The organism is Parafrankia irregularis (assembly GCF_001536285.1).
GTDB lineage: Bacteria > Actinomycetota > Actinomycetes > Frankiales > Frankiaceae > Parafrankia > Parafrankia irregularis.
In genome coordinates this window covers 106,366-121,733 of record NZ_FAOZ01000009.1, presented here as the reverse complement: position 1 = coordinate 121,733, position 15,368 = coordinate 106,366, and the positions used below count along the sequence as shown (strand labels likewise).

The window sequence follows — 15,368 nt, the reverse complement described above, 5'->3', positions numbered from 1 at the left end:
CAGCTGAGGAAGAACCCACAACCCACCGTTGAGCGGTCTCCTCAGTGGTCCGGTTGGCCGGGAATCCGGCGTTCACTCACGCGCGCCAGCCTATAAGGGTTCCCAGCACTTCGTGTCCAGCGGCTGTGACGGATTGCATAAAAACGACTCTGATAGTAAAAACGAATATCTTCGTGCTTATGCTCCCGACATCGAACTTCTACAAGGTCGAGATCGGGAGGTTCGGATGCAGCCGGAACCGCGGCACGTCCGCCCGGCAGGTGACACCGGGCCCGGCACCGGGGGCGGCGGGCGGGCCCGGCGGCACGGCGCGCTAGCCACGGACAGCCGGCTCGGTCTGCTGGCCACCCTGCGAGCGGCCGGCCGGCCGCTCGACGCCCGGGAACTCGCCGAGACCACCGGGTTCGCCGTCTCCACCGTGCGCTTCCACCTGGACGTCCTGGTCGGAGCCGGCCTGGTCAGCGCACGGCCGGAACCCCGTTCCGCCCCCGGCCGACCGAGGGTGACCTACTCACCCGTCGCCGCCGGTGCGACGGCCAGCGACCCGGCCGACGACGACGGCGGCGCCGGCTACGAGCACGAACAGCTGCTGTTCGTGCTGGCGGAGAACCTGGCCGCCACCCCGGCCGAACGTGCCCGGATCGCGCGCCAGGCCGGACAGGCCTGGGCCAGCCGACAGGTCGAGAAACCCGCGCCAGCCCCCGCCGAAGGACCGGACGCCCGGCCGGGTTCCGGCCCCGCGGAACAGGCACGCCTGGTCGACCAGACGACCGCCATCGACCAGGCGGCCGCGGTGTTCGCCGAACTCGGCTTCGACCCCGAAGTCGAACCAGCCGACGCCCCGGGTACCCCGGGCACCGCGGGAGTGGGCCGGCGGATGCTGCTGCACTCCTGCCCGTTCCGGGCCGTGGCAGCGGTCCACCCCGACGTCATCTGCTCGGTGCACGCGGGCCTGCTCTCCGGCCTGCTCGAACGACTGGGCAGCCCGCTGGTGCCGCGCGTCGTGCCGTTCGTCGAACCAGACCTGTGCATCGCCCACCTCGATCCCCCTCCGTCAGCAGGGCCGGCCTTCGACAGCCCTGGGGCAGACGGCTCCATCCCGTCCGGGCTTCTCCCCTCATCCATCCCGGACCTATCCACCCCCTCAGGTTCCGTAGCCGGCGGAACCGGGTCAGGAGGACGACTCGTGCTCTCCATCGAATCGGCCGCTGTCGTGCGCGCCACCGCCCCGGTCGTCGCCGCCCACAGCGTCGAGATCACTTCGGCGTTCTACCCGCGGCTGTTCACCGCGCACCCCGAGCTGTTGCGCCTGTTCAACCAGGGCAACCAGGCCAACGGCGACCAGCGGCGGGCGCTGGCGGCCTCGGTGGTCGCCTACGCCACGCAGCTCATCGACCCGCAGGCCCCGTCGTTCCAGCCCGTGCTCGAGCGGATCGCCCACAAGCACGCCTCCCTGGGGGTGCTCCCCGAGCAGTACACGATCGTCGGCCGGAACCTGCTCGCCGCCGTGGGCGACGTGCTCGGCGACGCCGTCACACCCGAGATCGCCGCCGCGTGGGACGAGGTGTACTGGCTGTTCGCCTGCCAGCTCATCGCCGAGGAAGCCCGTGTCTACCAGCGAGCCGGGGTGGACCCGAGGCACATCTGGCGCCCCTGGGAGGTCATCCGCCGGACCGATGAGACGCCCGACGTCATCTCGCTGCTGCTGCTCCCCGCGGACGGCCAGCCGGCACCGCCCTGGCAGGCCGGGCAGTACGTGTCGGTCGCCGTCGACCTTCCGGACGGACGACGGCAGCCCCGGCAGTACACCATCTCCACAGCTCCCGGACGGGCCGGGATGCGCCTGACCGTCCGCCGGGTGCGTGGATCGGACGGCAACCCGGACGGGGCGGTCTCCTCGTTCATCCACGACAGCGTCGATGTCGGCACGGTGCTGGACGTGAGCCAGCCATTCGGGGACGTCGTCCTCGACGACAGCTTCGACCCGCTGCTGCTGGTCAGTGCCGGAATCGGGATCACTCCGATGGTCGCGATGCTCGACCACGTCACCCGTACGCGGCCGGACCGGCGCGTCGTCGTCGCCCACGCGGACCATTCCCCGCGGTCCCACCCGGTGCGCGACGAGGTGCGGATGCTGGGCCGCCAGCTGCGCCGTTTCGAGGAGCTGACCTGGTACGAGCAGCGCGACGAGGCGCCCGGGCCCGGGGTCGAGGCCGGCCTGATCGACGCCGACAAGCTTCCGGTCCCGGACGGCGTGCGGGCCTACCTGTGCGGACCGCTGCCGTTCATGCGGGACGTCCGGGCCAGCCTGCTCCGCCGCGGCGTGCCCGCCGAGAACATCCGGTACGAGGTCTTCGGCCCCGACCTGTGGGCCGGCCAGCTCTGACACCGGCCCCGGATCAGGTGATCCCGTCGATCACGGCCTGGACCTCGCTTCGCAGACCCTCGGGAAGCGGCGCGTAGCCGAGTGCGGCGGCCGCTCCCTGACCTGCCGCGGAGGAGACGTAGGTCAGGAAGGACCTGACCAGCGCGCTCTGGGAGAACTCCAGCCCCCTGGTACAGACGATCTCGTAGGTCACCAGGTAGATCGCGTATGCGCCCGCCGTCATGGCGGAGTAGTCGTTCACGAAGCTGAGATCACCACCGGTGCCGGTGATCCGCGCCGAGCTGAGGCCCTCCGTCACACCGCCAGTGGAGACGTCGGTGAACTTGCCGGCGCCGTTCTCGATTCTCGCGGTCTGAAGACCCGCGCTCTCCGCGGACCGCAGGTCGAGATAGCCGACGGAGTTCGGTGTGCCCTTGACGGTCGCCGCGAGGCCGTCGCTGCCTTTCGCCCCCACACCGCCGGGGGCCTCCCAGTCCACGCCCGAGCCGTACGTCCAGGCGTCCCCGGCGGCGGCGTCCAGGAACGTTGTCAGGGTGTCGGTGACGCCGCCACTGTCCGAGCGGTGAACACCCTGTATCGCCGTGTTGGGCAGTTTCACACCGGGGTTGTCGGCGGAGATCTCCGATGCGTTCCAGACGAGGATCTGGCCGGAGAAGATCCCGGCGAGCGTGGCGGGAGACAGCCGCAGACCGTCCACACCGGGCAGGTTGTAGACAATCGCGATCGGCGTGACGGCCATCGGAAGCTCCGCGGCGACGCCATCCGTGCAGCGTGCGTCGGCCCCGCGCTTCTGGTCACCCTCGAGCATCGAGTCCGAGCCCGCGAAGTCGACCTGCGCGGCGGCGAACCGCGCGCGTCCGGAGCCCGAGCCGGTGGGCTGGTAGGTGATCGTCGCGCCCGAGCAGTGGTTCTGGTAGTTCGTGATCCACTGATCCATCGCGCTCTTCTGGGCGGTGGATCCCTCCGCGACGATCGCTCCGGTGGCGCAGGAGACATCAGACATGGACGAGGCTTCGGGAGCGGACGAGGAGGAGGCCGCCGAGGTCGCCGTGGCTCCGCCCGGGGTCTCGGCCCGCGCACCCCCCGTGTCGTCATCGCCCATCCGGACGACTGCGAGCACGACCACGAGCGTGAGGACGAGCGCGGCCGAGGCCAACGCCCCGAGCAGCCGACCACGGGACCGACGGCTGCGGACCGGGACTGGGACCGGGACGTCATCCGATTCCTGATGGGGCGGACCGTCCCGGAACGGCGGGTCACCCTGATGGACCAGGCGAGGCGGCGGCCCTGGTAACGACGGCGGCGCCGAGACCGGCAGCGTCTCGTCGAACGCCGCGAGAACCGCCGGCTCCGGAACCAGCGGCCCGGTGACGGACGGCCCAGGCGCTGTCGACCCGAGGGCAGGTGCGGGGGTGGGGCGGCCGCCCACCAGTTCGAGGAAGAGGTCGTGTGCGGTCGGGCGCTCGGCCGGGTCCTTGCGCATGGCGCGTTCGACGAGGGGCCGCAGGCCCGCGTCCAGGCCGGTGAGGTCCGGTTCCTCGTTGACCGCGCGGTAGAGGATCACAGGCGTGGGTGCCTCACCGTAGGGCAGCCGTCCCGTACCGGCGAACAGGAGCACGCCGCCCCAGGCGTAGACGTCCGCCGCGGCCGTCACCGGCTGGCCGAGAGCCTGCTCGGGGGCCATGAAGGCCGGTGTGCCGATACCGCCCTGGGTCATCATCGTCGTCACGTCGAGGGCGCGGGCGATGCCGAAGTCGATGACGCGCGCCCCGGACGACGACAGCATGATGTTGCCCGGTTTGAGGTCACGGTGGACCACGCCGGCGGCGTGGATCGCGGTCAGCGCCGAGGCGACGGCCACCGCGAGCCGTTCCAGCTCCGTGATCGGCAGCGGGCCCCGCTTCCGCACCGCGGTCGACAGGTCGGGGCCGTCGATGAATTCGGTGACCAGGTAGGGGCGCCGGCCGTCCACGCTGACGTCGAGCACCTCCGCGGTGCAGAACCTCGCGACCCGCTGCGCGGCGTGCGCCTCGCGCAGGAACCTCTCGCGGAACTCGGGCACCCGCGCGAGGTCACCGCGGATCACCTTCAGCGCGACGGGCGGGCTCTGCCCGTCACGGCGCGCCAGGTACACCGTGCCCATCCCGCCACCACCGAGACGGCCCAACACCGTGTACGGGCCGACGGTTCGCGGGTCGTCGTCGTCCAGCGGATCCACGCCCGGTACGTCCACGGCACGCCCCCTCGAACCGTCCATCACAACGGACCCTACTGGTGATCGTGACGCTGCCCCTCCGGCACGAGGTCATCGGGCCCGCCTCGCGTTCGGGTGGATGCTCGTGCGTACAGCACCGTCAAGGCCGGTTACGCCCTGGCGGAGGACCGCGCCGCCCTGGCGGGCCTCGCCGAACCGGAGAAGATCGAGTAGCCGAGGCGGACCGGTCCAGGAGGAGGCAGACCGGGCAGGGAGGCAGTACCGCGACGCCGGGTGTCGTTGCCGCAATCAGGCCCGTCGCGCTCCGGACCAGCGGTAGGTTGCTGTCCGTGTCCGATTTCGATCCTGCTGTTTCCACACCTGCCGAGGCACTCGCGGTCCTGCAGGAAGGCAACGCGCGTTTTGTGCGGGGCGAACGGCTGCACCCGAACCAGGACGCCGACCGGCGATCGGCGGTGGCGCCCAGGCAGCAGCCGTTCGCCGTGCTGTTCGGATGTTCCGATTCGCGGCTGGCAGCCGAGATCATCTTCGATCGAGGGCTGGGAGACCTCTTCGTGGTCCGGACCGCCGGGCATGTTGCGGGGCCCGAGGTGCTCGGCAGCATCGAGTACGGCGTGAGCGTGCTCGGCGCGCCCCTCGTCGTCGTTCTCGGACACGACGCGTGTGGCGCCGTCACCGCGGCGTCCGAGGCGGATCGGGACGGGAGCGCGCCGGCGGGCTATATCGGGGACCTCGTCGAGCGGGTCATGCCAAGCGTGCTGTCCGCGAGGGCAGCCGGGCACACCGACATCGACTCGTTCGTGCACACGCACATCCGGCGGACGGTGGACGGCCTGGTCGGCCGGTCAGTCCTGCTCGCGACCGAGGTCGCCGCGGGACGATGTGCGGTGGTCGGCCTGTCCTACCAGCTCGCGGGGGGCACCGTCAGCGTGGTCAACAGCCACGGACCGGTGCCCGCGGCCTCCCGATGAGCCGCGCCGCTCCGGGATGGATACTCGTCAGTTCCGGTGCGTGCCTGTCAACGGGCGGTGAATGTGGTGGTGCGGCGTCCGTCCTGGGCCGGTTGGCACCGCCGGGATCTCGGGACGCCGGCTGACCGGGCCACCTTCACGACTTTGCACACCGCCTCGCAGGCCGCGCCGCACCTGCGCGCCGGACTGACGCGGGACGGGGCGGTCCGCTCCGTCCGGCATCTGCGCACGCTGCTCGGCACCGATGCCGTGGCCCTCGTCGACACCGCCACGACGCTGGCGTGGGACGGTTCCGGCGGTCATCACGCGCCGGCGGCCAGCGGGCACGCCCAGCCGGTGCTGCGCGATGGTCGCACGCTGGTACTCGGGCCGGCGGAGATCGCCTGCGACGACGCGGCCTGCCCGCTGCGCGCGGCGGTGATCGTGCCGGTGACCAGCGAGGGCCAGGTCGTCGGCGCCCTCGCCGCCTACGTGCCGGATGTCGGTGCGAGCCTGGTACGCGCGGCGGTGGAGGTGGCCCGCTGGGTGTCCGCGCAGATCGAGCTGGCGGAGCTGGAGGCGTCCCGGACGCGGGCCGTCGAGGCGGAGCTGCGGGCGCTGCGGGCGCAGATCAGCCCGCACTTCGTCCACAACTCGCTGGCCGCGATCGCGTCGTTCGTGCGCACCGACCCGGAACGGGCCCGGGAGCTGCTGCTGGAGTTCGCGGACTTCACCCGGTACGCCTTCCGGCGCGGCGGCGAGTTCACCACGCTCGCCGACGAGATGCGCAACATCGAGCGCTACCTGGAGCTGGAGAAGGCCCGCTTCGGGTCCCGGCTGCGGGTGCAGGTGCTTGTCGCACCGGAGGTGCTGCCGGTGGTGGTCCCGTTCCTGTGCGTGCAGCCGCTGGTGGAGAACGCCGTCCGGCACGGGCTGGAAGGCCGGTCCGGCGTCGGGAAGGTCTCCCTCGGCGCGATGGACGACGGTGCCCGGGCCCACATCTGGGTCGAGGACGACGGCGCAGGCTGTGATCCCGAGGTGATCCGCCGCGCCCTGGCCGGCGACCCGGCCGGCGACTCGATCGGCCTCGGCAACGTGGACGCCCGGCTGCGCCAGGTCTTCGGCGACGACTGCGGGCTGGTCGTCGAGACGGCCCCCGGCGCCGGGACCAAGGTCAGCTTCCGTGTCCCGAAGTACGCGCCTGGCGTCCGCCCCGACTGACGCTCACCCTGTTCGAGGAAGGGCAGCCGGCGCGGCGGCAGGATGGACGTCACACTCCGCCGCTCTGGCGTCCGTGTCGTGCATGAGGTCGGCGATGAGGATGTCGAGCAGGTACTCCTCGTGGACAGCGACCCCCGTGCGGCCCATCGCCGTAGCCAGGTCGGGATCCCACGGAGTCGCGGCCGGGCTGCCCGCGAGCGGGACGCCCCCGGAGGCTTCGACGCCTGCCACCGCCCCCAGGTAGTCGCTCGCGGACAGCCTCCACGGAACCGCTCCCAGCGCGAGGACGCGCCCCGCGATGGCGATCCCTGGCCAGTCGAAGTCCCCGTGGTAGCGCACCGGGACACCGCCACGGACGAGGGCCTGTACCAGCTGTGTCCCGACCTCCGCTGGACTGCCGGAGAGGCAGATCAGCGGAGCTGGCGCCCCGGCCCGGGCAGCGGCCTGCAGAACCTGCGGGTTCTCGCAGATCGACACCGTCTGGTCCGGTGAGCCCAGGGCGACCTCACCGGCGCGCCCGAGTTCATGCAGCGTGAGGTGGGTGACGAGGCCGAGGTCCCGGCGCTGGCGCATCATCGCCGACCAGGCGTCGTCGCCAGGTGGCCGAAGCGACCAGACCAGGACCGTGCCGGACACGCCGTCGGTGGCGACGCCGAGGGCGTGCCACAGTTCGCGCCGTTGTGCAGAGGTCAACGGCGCCGGGCGGCCTGAGGCGATCGCCGCGGCCCGAAGAACGGCCGCCGCCGTCAGCCGCGAGTCGTCCAGGCCATGAGCGTCACCCGTCGTCGCGGTCGCGAGGGAGGCGATCTCCCAGCCCACGGGGTCGTCGCCGCCGAACGGTCCGGCCGACATCGTCTCGGGGCCCGTCTCCAGGCCCGTCCTGAAGCCTGTCCTGAGGCCCGTCGCCGACGTGCGGGCCAACAGTCCGAGGGTGCTGGCGGCGCAGGCCAGGGCGCGGCCCGCGGTGTCTGCTCCGGCGCGCGTCAGAATGCCGGTGCGCCTCAGATCCGCGATCCAGCCCGAGACCCAGGGGACCCCGGCGAGGCCCGCGATGGCCAGCGCCTCGTCGAGCCCCCGCCAGGCCTGTGCCCACTGCTCGTCGGTGGCGCGGCGCGCGGCGGTCCGGTCGTGCAGGGGGCGGCCGTCGAGGTGCTCCAGAACCGACACCAGGCCCCGGCCCGCCTTCGAACACCGCAGTGCGGCGTCGAGTTCGGCGAGTCCGACGGGACGCTTCGTCCCGGCCGTGACCCGGACGCCCAGCAGCCCGGACAGCTGCGCGGCGGCGGTCTCGTCCAGGTCCACTTTGAGGGTTCCGGTCGCCTGCAGACCATTGCGTTCCAGTCGGAACCGTGCCGCGACCCACAGGGGCCGCAGCACGGGCGCTTCGAGATAGGCCTGTACCTGCGCGGGCAGCGCGCCCGTGGGCGGGGACGTCATGCGGAGTGGAGGAAGTGGCGGTTACGCCCGTCCCAGCGCACGTGCACCGTCGCGGCCGGGCCGCCGCCGTCCTGGCGGCAGATCTCGTAGATGTCCAGGGCAGGCACCTGCGGCACGCATCCCCACAGCGCATGGCCGGTCATCGCGAAGTCGACGTCGAGGCGGACCAGGAGACCGAGCAGCTCGGCGATCGTCGGATCGTCGACCTTGGCGAAGGCGTCGTCGAGCAGGATGAGCCGCAGTGCGGTGGCGGTGTCGTCGAGGCCCGACAGGTACGCGTCGACCGCGGCGAACAGTGTCACGTAGGAGACGAACCGGGTCTCGCCCTGGGAGAGCTTCGCACGCCGGCTGATCCGGCGTTCCTGGCCCGGCTCCGGCCCGGTGATGATGACCTCCACGGTGTGCCAGGTGCGGTAGTCCAGCGCCTTCCGTAGGAACAGGGCGTATCCGGCGTTCGGTTCGGCGAGCGCCTCCGCGGCGACCCTCTCGCGCAGCAGCTCGAGCAGCTCGGCGTCCTGAGCCTGGCTGCGAACCGACGCAGCGGTCATGACGAGCTGCCTGATCCGGCTGACAGCGGCGTCGTTGTCCGCGGCGAGCTTCCAGGTGAGCCGGACGCCGATGCCGTGGCTGGTCTGGATGGACCGCAGGCTGCGGTTCATCGCGGTGATGAGATCCTCCGCCTGGTACAGCCGGCCGCGGAGCTCCTCCCCGACCTCACCGAGGATGAACTCGGTGAACACCCGCTGTTCGCGTTCGGTCAGTGCCTCCCGGCCCTGGTCGCACTTCCGCGCCAGGTCGGCGGCGGCCTCGACGAGCGGCCGGCGGCCGTCCGCGTCGGCCAGTTCGTAGAGCAGGACCTCGCTGTGCCTGGTGACGATCACCTCGTAGCTGGCTGCGATCTCCCGGTCGAACACCTGTTGGGCGCGGATCAGCGCGTTCTCCTCGATCCGCGACCTGCGCAGGCCGGCCAGCAGCTCGGCGGCGTCCGCGGCGACGGCCCGGGCGGTGTGGTCGGCGAACGGTTCGGCGGGCTTCGCCGTGAACGCGGAGGCGACGACACCGGGTTGCCCGAGCTGCGCCCGCACGGCGTCCACCTGCTCGGCGAGGGCGGCCTGCTCGTCGCGGACCTTCTGATCGGCGTTGTCGGCTTGCGCGGCCGCGGTCGCGGCGGTGGTCCGCAGCTCGCCGACGGCCGTCTCCGCGGCGCCGAGTTTCCGCTTCGCCGCGACCTGGCTAGCCTCGATGGCCTTGAGCTCCTCGAGGACCCGTGCGGGGTCGGCCCCCAGCGCCCTACGCAGCGCCTGGATCCGGGTGTCGCCGGTGTGCCACTCGTTCCAGGCGAGCTCCGCGTCGCCCTCGGCCCGCCCCCGCGGCTCGGCCGCGGCCGCCAGGGCGCCCACCGCCCGCTGGTGTCGCTCCGCCAGGCCGGTGAGGACGTCGACCTGGCCGATCACCGCCCCGCAGGTGCCGGCCGCAACGGTCGCGGCACGCGCCAGGTCGACCAGTGAGTCGGCGTCAACAGGCAGGCCGAACTCGGCGCAGGCGGCGCGATGCGCCTTCTCACTCTCGGCCAGCGCGATGGCCAGCCGGTCGGCCTTCGCCCGGAGTCTGGCGGCCTTCGTCGCGGCCTGGGTCGCCTGCCGCTCCTCGGAGGCCGCCCGGACCCGGGCGTCGCTGAGCGGCTTCGACCGCGGTGCCGACCGCAGGTGGCCCCGGATCGCCTTCTTGCGCTCCTCGACGCGGGCGCACCGTTCCACCCGCGCCCGCGCCGCCGCGGCCAGCTCCTCGAGCTCCGCGCCGATCTCACGCAGGCGCTGGACCCGGTGGGCCTCCCGGGCGGCGGCGCCGATGTGCCGTGGGGCCGGAACCGTGTGGCGGCCTCGCAGCGGGCCGTTCGCCCAGCTGCCGTCGGGCGCGACCCACATGGCGGCGGACGGGTCGGCCAGACCGATCCGTCCCAGCAGCGCGCTGATCACCCCGGGTTCGATCGGTCCAGCCGGGTCGGGCACCAGCTTTGCGGCCACGGAGACGGCGGCCCGGGGGCCGATCGGCGAGACGAGCAGCTGGCCGCTGGCGGCGGTCAGCTGGCCGCGGGCGTCGATGGTGGCGGTCAGCAGGCCCGAGGCGAGCAGCGCCGCCTCGATCCCGGCCTGCTCGTCTGCGGACTGGCCGGGTGCGAAGTCAACGCACTGCCACAGGGCGGCGCCTCGAACGGCGGTGACCCAGAACGGCTCGAGCGGCGGGTCGTCGCGGGACGCCTCAAGCTGCCGCCGCTCGGTGACGAGCAGCTCGACCACACGCCGGTCCGCCGTGTCGTCGGCGTCGAGCCGATGCAGTTCGCCCGCCAGTCGGTCCCGGGCACCGGCGGCGGCGTCGTCCGCGGCCCGGTCGAGCTCGGAGAGGTCGACCGGGCCGTCCGCCTCGGTGCCGCACAGCACCAGCCGATCCAGCAGCAACGGGCCGAGGCTCGGCTGGGCGGACCAGTCCACGTCGCCCAGGAGATCTCCCGTTCCGGGGTTCCCCAGCCAGGCCCGCCAGCTCTCGACCAGGCCGACAGCCTCTCGGTCGCGCTCGTCGGCCTGCTGCTCGGCGCGGCTCGCCGCGGTCTCCGCCTCGACGGCCGCGTCGTCCGCGGTCTCCACGGCCCGTTGAACGCCGGCCCGGTCGTCGGACAGCTGCCGGGCGTCCGCGACGCGGCTGGTGGCACGCGCGGCCCGCAGGTCCGCGGCCTCCCGCAAGCTGCCCGCCGCGGCCCGCAGGCCGATCAGATCCGCCGGGACCAGGCGCGGCACGTCCGCCGCCGGCCGGAGCGTCGGGACGGGCGGTGCGTCCCGATAGACGCGAACAAGTTCGCTCCGTCGCTCCGGGGGCGTCCGGACCAGACCGACCGACGCGGGCAGCTCATGGGCGGTGAGCCGCACCCTGGTCAGCTGGTCGCGGGCCTGGTCGATCCGCTCGGAAAGCTCGTCGACCGCGGTCGACATGTCGGTGAGCAGGGCGTTCGCCGCGCCGACCAGCTCCACCTCGCCCTCTCGACGCAGCTGGGCCAACTCCAGCTTGGCCCGGGCGGTCTCGGCGAGCGAACTGACCGTCGCGCTCAGCTCGGTGAGCTCCTTCGCACCGCGATAACAGTCCGACTCCTTGAGCGCCTCCAGTGCCGCCGCGAGTTCGGAGACCTGGTCGGCCAAAAACTGACGCCGTTCCAGCGTCTCGAGGAGCTCGGACTCGAGGCCGGTGGCGATCGCGCGCCTGCGCACCGCCTCGGCCTCGGTCTCGAGGCAGCTCGCCGCACGCTGCCTGGTTCCGGTCAGCGACCGGGTCAGCACCCCGGCCACGTACCTGCGGTAGCTGTCGAGGAACGCCACGACCTGCCCGTGCGCGGCTTCGAGCCGTTGCTGCTCGTCACGGGTGCTGGTCAGGCCGTCGAGCTGCTGACCGGCGTCCGTCAGTGCCTCCTCGGACAGCGGCGGCAGGGCGTCGGAGACGATCTGCGGGAGTCTGCCTTCCTCGATCCGGTTGCCGACGTCCGGGGAACGCAGGGTGTGCAGGAGTTTCATCAGCCCGTTGAAGCGTTCCTTGCTGGCATCGCCGCCCGTCAGGCCGAAGACCTCGGCGCGTACCCGTTCGCGGTGCGGCTCGGGTCCGTCGCTGATCCGGTCCTCGCCGACGGCCTGGCCCAGTTCTTTGCGGCCGAGCGGCTTGCGGTCGGCGGTGAGCAGCGACAGCTCGTGCCCCACTCGCAGTGCCGTCGTGAAGTACCAGACCTTGGCTTCCTTCGTGCTCGCCGAGAACCGGACAAGGGCTCCCAGGGTCAGGTATCCGCTGGCCGGGTCCTCGTCGGCCTCGACGTCCCGACGCAGTTCGAGCCACATGTAGCCGAGGCGGTTCGTCTGCTCCCCGGCACCGGCGGTCATCAGGTCCTCCATGCGGACCGCCGTCCCGGTGCCCATGTTGCGCCGGTCCGCGTCGAGGAGGAACGGCAGCAGCATCTCGAGCGCCCGGGACTTGCCCGAACCGTTCGTGCCGCGGAGGATCAGCCGGCCGCCGGAGAGGTCGAAGGTGTTGTCGTAGTAGTGCCACACGTTCACGAAACCGGCGCGGGACAGCCGCCAGCGATAGGGATGACGTCTGATCGGTGTCGGGCCGAACCTGTCCTCGGTGCCCTCGGTGAGGGCGAGAGTCTGCTGCATCACAGCTCCAGCTCCGGGTGGTAGGCCGCCCGCCCCTTGTCCAGGCGGCGGGCCGCGCGGGTCGGCGGGGCGATGATCGGCTGGGGGCGGTAGCGGGCAGCTGCCGCATGGATCACCAACCCGCCGGGCAGGATCGACGCCAGGCCGACCTCCGCGAGCGTCGCCGCGACCGAGTCCCGCAGCAGCCGGGGGTCGTCGAGCGCATCCGAGCTCCATGCCTTGCCGTACTGGGACGACAACCGGGCCAGCGTGGCCTCCACGTCGGGCCAGCCGACCACCAGACCGGCGACCGCGCGCCCATCGCGCAGTACGGCGGTGTCACCGGGCCGCGGCTCCAGCTCCGCGAGCAGCGCGCCGACCAGGAGCAGCGCCGCCTGCCTGATCGTGCCCGTGCCGGGAAAGGGCTCGTCCGTCAGCGAGCCGGTGGCGTCGTAGGCGAGCGCGCCCTCCGCGCGTACCTCCAGGGTGAGGCCGAAGTTCTCGGCCAGCGCCCGGGTCAGTTCGGAGCGTTCGCGGGAGAGCACGTCGCGCTCGGCATCGGTGAGATCCTCGCGACGGACGAGCGGGCTTTCCACCAGCCGACGGCGCAGCGAGCGCCGCGGTTGCTCAGCCGCCTGTGGGTCGGGTGCGAGCAGCTCGTCCGGGGTGGCAACACCCGTCAGCGAGCGGGCGAGCAGATGCGGCAGCTGGTTACGGGCGACATGGAGCAGAGCCTCCTCGATCTGCCGTTCGCCCCAGGCCATGGCCGTGCCATCGGCTTCGATCAGCACTCCCCAGCGGACCAGCAGCTCGACGGCGGTGACCAGGGCACGGCGCTCCGGCAGCGTGTCGCCGATGGGCACGCCGATGGTCGCCGCGTCCGCACGCACCTGCTCGATCAGCGCGGAGATGAGGATCATCTCGCCGGTTCCGGGAGCGAGCAGCGCGGCGCAGAGCAGAGCCAGATGGGTGTAGGTGACCGGAGCGAACGGACTGTTGTCGCGGCGCCGCGCGGGCCGGGAGGGTGCGCCGGGTGCCAGCGGCGCCTTGAACAGGCGGGCGAACGACGCCTCGACGACGAGCACATAGCCCAGCTGCGCCTTGAACATGCCGCGCAGCGCGGGGGCGTGCAGGCGGACGAACGACAGCTCGTCGGGATGCGACGCGGCGGTCAGCACCGGGTGTGCCAGCAGCGCGCGGGCCGCCTCGACTCGTTCCCGCGCCGAGCTGGCCGCGGTGCCCGTCTCGGGTGTGGGCCTCATGCGCTCGCCGCCGTACGCGCCCGGCCGGGGCCGGCGAGCGGGACGACCGACAGCAGAAGGCCGTCAACCGTCAGTGTTCCGTCGTCACCGTTGATCACCGTCAGCTGGCCGCGTGCCGGAACACCGCGCAACGCAAGCCTCAGATCCGAGGCGTGGTGGTCGGCCTCCGCCTCACCGCCGGCCGTGGCGCTGAGTACCGGGGGTAGCAGCTCGAGCAGCAGGTCACGGGCGGCTCGGCTGAGCCGGCTGCGATGCAACGAGCCGGCCGCGAGCAGCTCCGCGGCCGCTGCCTCCCGGGCCTGCGCACGTTCCCGCGCCGCGTTCATCAGCAGATCGGTCTGCTCCTTCGTGTCGGGTACCCGGGACGCCCGGCCCCGCACGGTGCGATCACCGCGCTCCCGCAGCGACACCGGGACGTCAACGGGCGCGGCTACCCACCACGACGTGCTCGGCCCAGCCCGCAGGTCCTGTTCCTCGGGCCCGAGCAGCAGGTGGCGCGCCGGATACGCACCGAAAGCCGCGTCGAAAAGGAGGTGTGCGGTCTCGCTGTCCGCGCCGTGGAACCAGCCGGCGAGTTTGAGCAGGTCGGCACGACGCGAAACTCCGGTCCCGGATGCGGCGAGCATCCGCTTCGCGTTCGCGATCAGCTGGCCGAGCGCCTGGCGAGCCGCGACGCGCAGCTGTTCCGGGCCGGAACGGACGCTCGACGCCCCGTACCACGCGGCGAGTTGCTCCCATTCCTCACGGGTACGCCCTGGCAGACGTTCAACGACGATCAGAGCATCGCCCGTCGCCGGTGGCTCGGGCAGATTCTCGAGCAGGGTGTCGATGAGGGACGGGGCAAGCAGCGTCTTCAGCTGGCCGAGGATCTCCGGCGCGTTCCGTGAGACGTCGGCACCGATCAGGTCAACGTAGTCGAGCAGGAGGTTCTTGAACTGGGCGTATTCCTCACCGGCGAGGTCATAACGGGTCAGGACGCCGGACAGGTAGGCGTAGAAGTCCGTGACGGACTCGTGAAACAGGCGGTGATCGTTGAACACACCGGTGACCTGGCCGGCAAGCAGCTCGGAATCGATCGGGCGTTCGCGGTAGGAGACCTGCAGAAGAATCAGCCGCAGGGTTTCCGCGACACGCGCGAGCAGTTCGCGCGCGACCTCCCGAGCACCCTCCGTGGCCCGCATGATCTCCTCGGCCTCGCGGTGGAGCCGGCCGCCCAGCTTCGAGACCTGGTATCGGGATCGGGAACGGTGGTACGCGGCGACTGTGCGCACGCGTGTCTCACGTACAGACGGCACAAGGTTGCCCCAGATGACCAACTGCCGGCACCGGGTCTCGACGGTGTCCGCGTCGAGCTCACGGCCGCGTTCGACCAGCTGCATGGCGACCTCGGCCGCGGACAGGTCCGCCAGCAGCGTCTCGCTGAAGAGCCGCATCACCGCCATGTAGTCATCGGCGGCCTCGGCGGTGAGGTAGCTGAACAGCGCACGCCTGGCCGCCGTGTCCTGCACAGCGGATTCGCCCTCTGCTGCGCTGCCCCCGTTCTCCTCCACGATCCCCCCTCGGAGTGGTTCCAGAGGACGGTAACTCGCGGATCCGACATTTCTGCGTGTTCCCAGGTGGTCCTTGCGCCATCGCCTGGCATCACGAGATCACGGCCGCTGGGACGCGGGCTGGCAGAGATCGCTCGCGACGACTCGGCCAGCCCGCCGCCCGCGGCGGTGATCGGGC

8 protein-coding genes are annotated in these 15,368 nt (G+C 72.1%); 3 read left to right on the top strand and 5 right to left on the bottom strand.

The window, feature by feature from the left end:
- Positions 1-226 precede the first annotated feature (226 nt).
- Positions 227-2,386: a globin domain-containing protein gene (locus AWX74_RS16820; protein ID WP_091277688.1), complete on the top strand. Its 2,160-nt coding sequence runs from the start codon at positions 227-229 to the stop codon at positions 2,384-2,386.
- A gap of 13 nt (positions 2,387-2,399) precedes the next feature.
- Here AWX74_RS16820 and pstS read toward each other — a convergent pair whose 3' ends face one another.
- Complete coding sequence (gene pstS, locus AWX74_RS41325; protein ID WP_242666275.1) at positions 2,400-4,643, bottom strand: phosphate ABC transporter substrate-binding protein PstS; 2,244 nt, start codon at positions 4,641-4,643, stop codon at positions 2,400-2,402.
- Between the two features lie 287 nt (positions 4,644-4,930).
- On the opposite strand from pstS, the gene AWX74_RS16805 reads away from it, so the two are divergent.
- Together AWX74_RS16805 and AWX74_RS16800 are read left to right on the top strand one after the other, a co-directional pair.
- Positions 4,931-5,572 carry a carbonic anhydrase gene (locus tag AWX74_RS16805; protein ID WP_091277910.1) on the top strand — a complete coding sequence of 214 codons (642 nt, stop codon included), beginning with the start codon at positions 4,931-4,933 and terminating at the stop codon, positions 5,570-5,572.
- Positions 5,573-5,638: 66 nt separating this feature from the next.
- A complete protein-coding gene (locus AWX74_RS16800; RefSeq protein ID WP_242666274.1) occupies positions 5,639-6,772 on the top strand; it encodes a histidine kinase in 1,134 nt (377 codons plus the stop codon).
- A 3-nt stretch (positions 6,773-6,775) separates the two neighbouring features.
- On the opposite strand, the gene AWX74_RS16795 is transcribed toward AWX74_RS16800, so the two are convergent.
- From AWX74_RS16795 to AWX74_RS16780, 4 genes are read right to left on the bottom strand one after another with little or no spacing between them, the layout of a single operon-like run.
- Complete coding sequence (locus tag AWX74_RS16795) at positions 6,776-8,209, bottom strand: TIGR02679 domain-containing protein (RefSeq protein WP_091277684.1); 1,434 nt, start codon at positions 8,207-8,209, stop codon at positions 6,776-6,778.
- On the bottom strand, positions 8,206-12,399 hold the full coding sequence (locus AWX74_RS16790; protein WP_091277682.1) for a TIGR02680 family protein: 4,194 nt from the start codon (positions 12,397-12,399) through the stop codon (positions 8,206-8,208). Before AWX74_RS16790 ends, AWX74_RS16795 begins: the two co-directional genes overlap by 4 nt.
- Complete coding sequence (locus AWX74_RS16785; protein ID WP_091277680.1) at positions 12,399-13,640, bottom strand: TIGR02678 family protein; 1,242 nt, start codon at positions 13,638-13,640, stop codon at positions 12,399-12,401. The genes AWX74_RS16790 and AWX74_RS16785 overlap by 1 nt, the downstream gene beginning before the upstream one ends.
- Positions 13,637-15,190, bottom strand: coding sequence for a DUF2397 domain-containing protein (locus AWX74_RS16780; protein WP_091277677.1), 1,554 nt, complete (start codon positions 15,188-15,190; stop codon positions 13,637-13,639). Before AWX74_RS16780 ends, AWX74_RS16785 begins: the two co-directional genes overlap by 4 nt.
- Positions 15,191-15,368: the final 178 nt, after the last annotated feature.

Excerpts from the sequence above, each read along its gene's own strand:
- AWX74_RS16820 (WP_091277688.1), top strand. The coding sequence starts at position 227 with ATGCAGCCGGAACCGCGGCACGTCCGCCCGGCAGGTGACACCGGGCCC.
- pstS (WP_242666275.1), bottom strand. The coding sequence starts at position 4,643 with ATGGACGGTTCGAGGGGGCGTGCCGTGGACGTACCGGGCGTGGATCCG.
- AWX74_RS16795 (WP_091277684.1), bottom strand. The coding sequence starts at position 8,209 with ATGACGTCCCCGCCCACGGGCGCGCTGCCCGCGCAGGTACAGGCCTAT.
- AWX74_RS16790 (WP_091277682.1), bottom strand. The coding sequence starts at position 12,399 with ATGCAGCAGACTCTCGCCCTCACCGAGGGCACCGAGGACAGGTTCGGC.
- AWX74_RS16785 (WP_091277680.1), bottom strand. The coding sequence starts at position 13,640 with ATGAGGCCCACACCCGAGACGGGCACCGCGGCCAGCTCGGCGCGGGAA.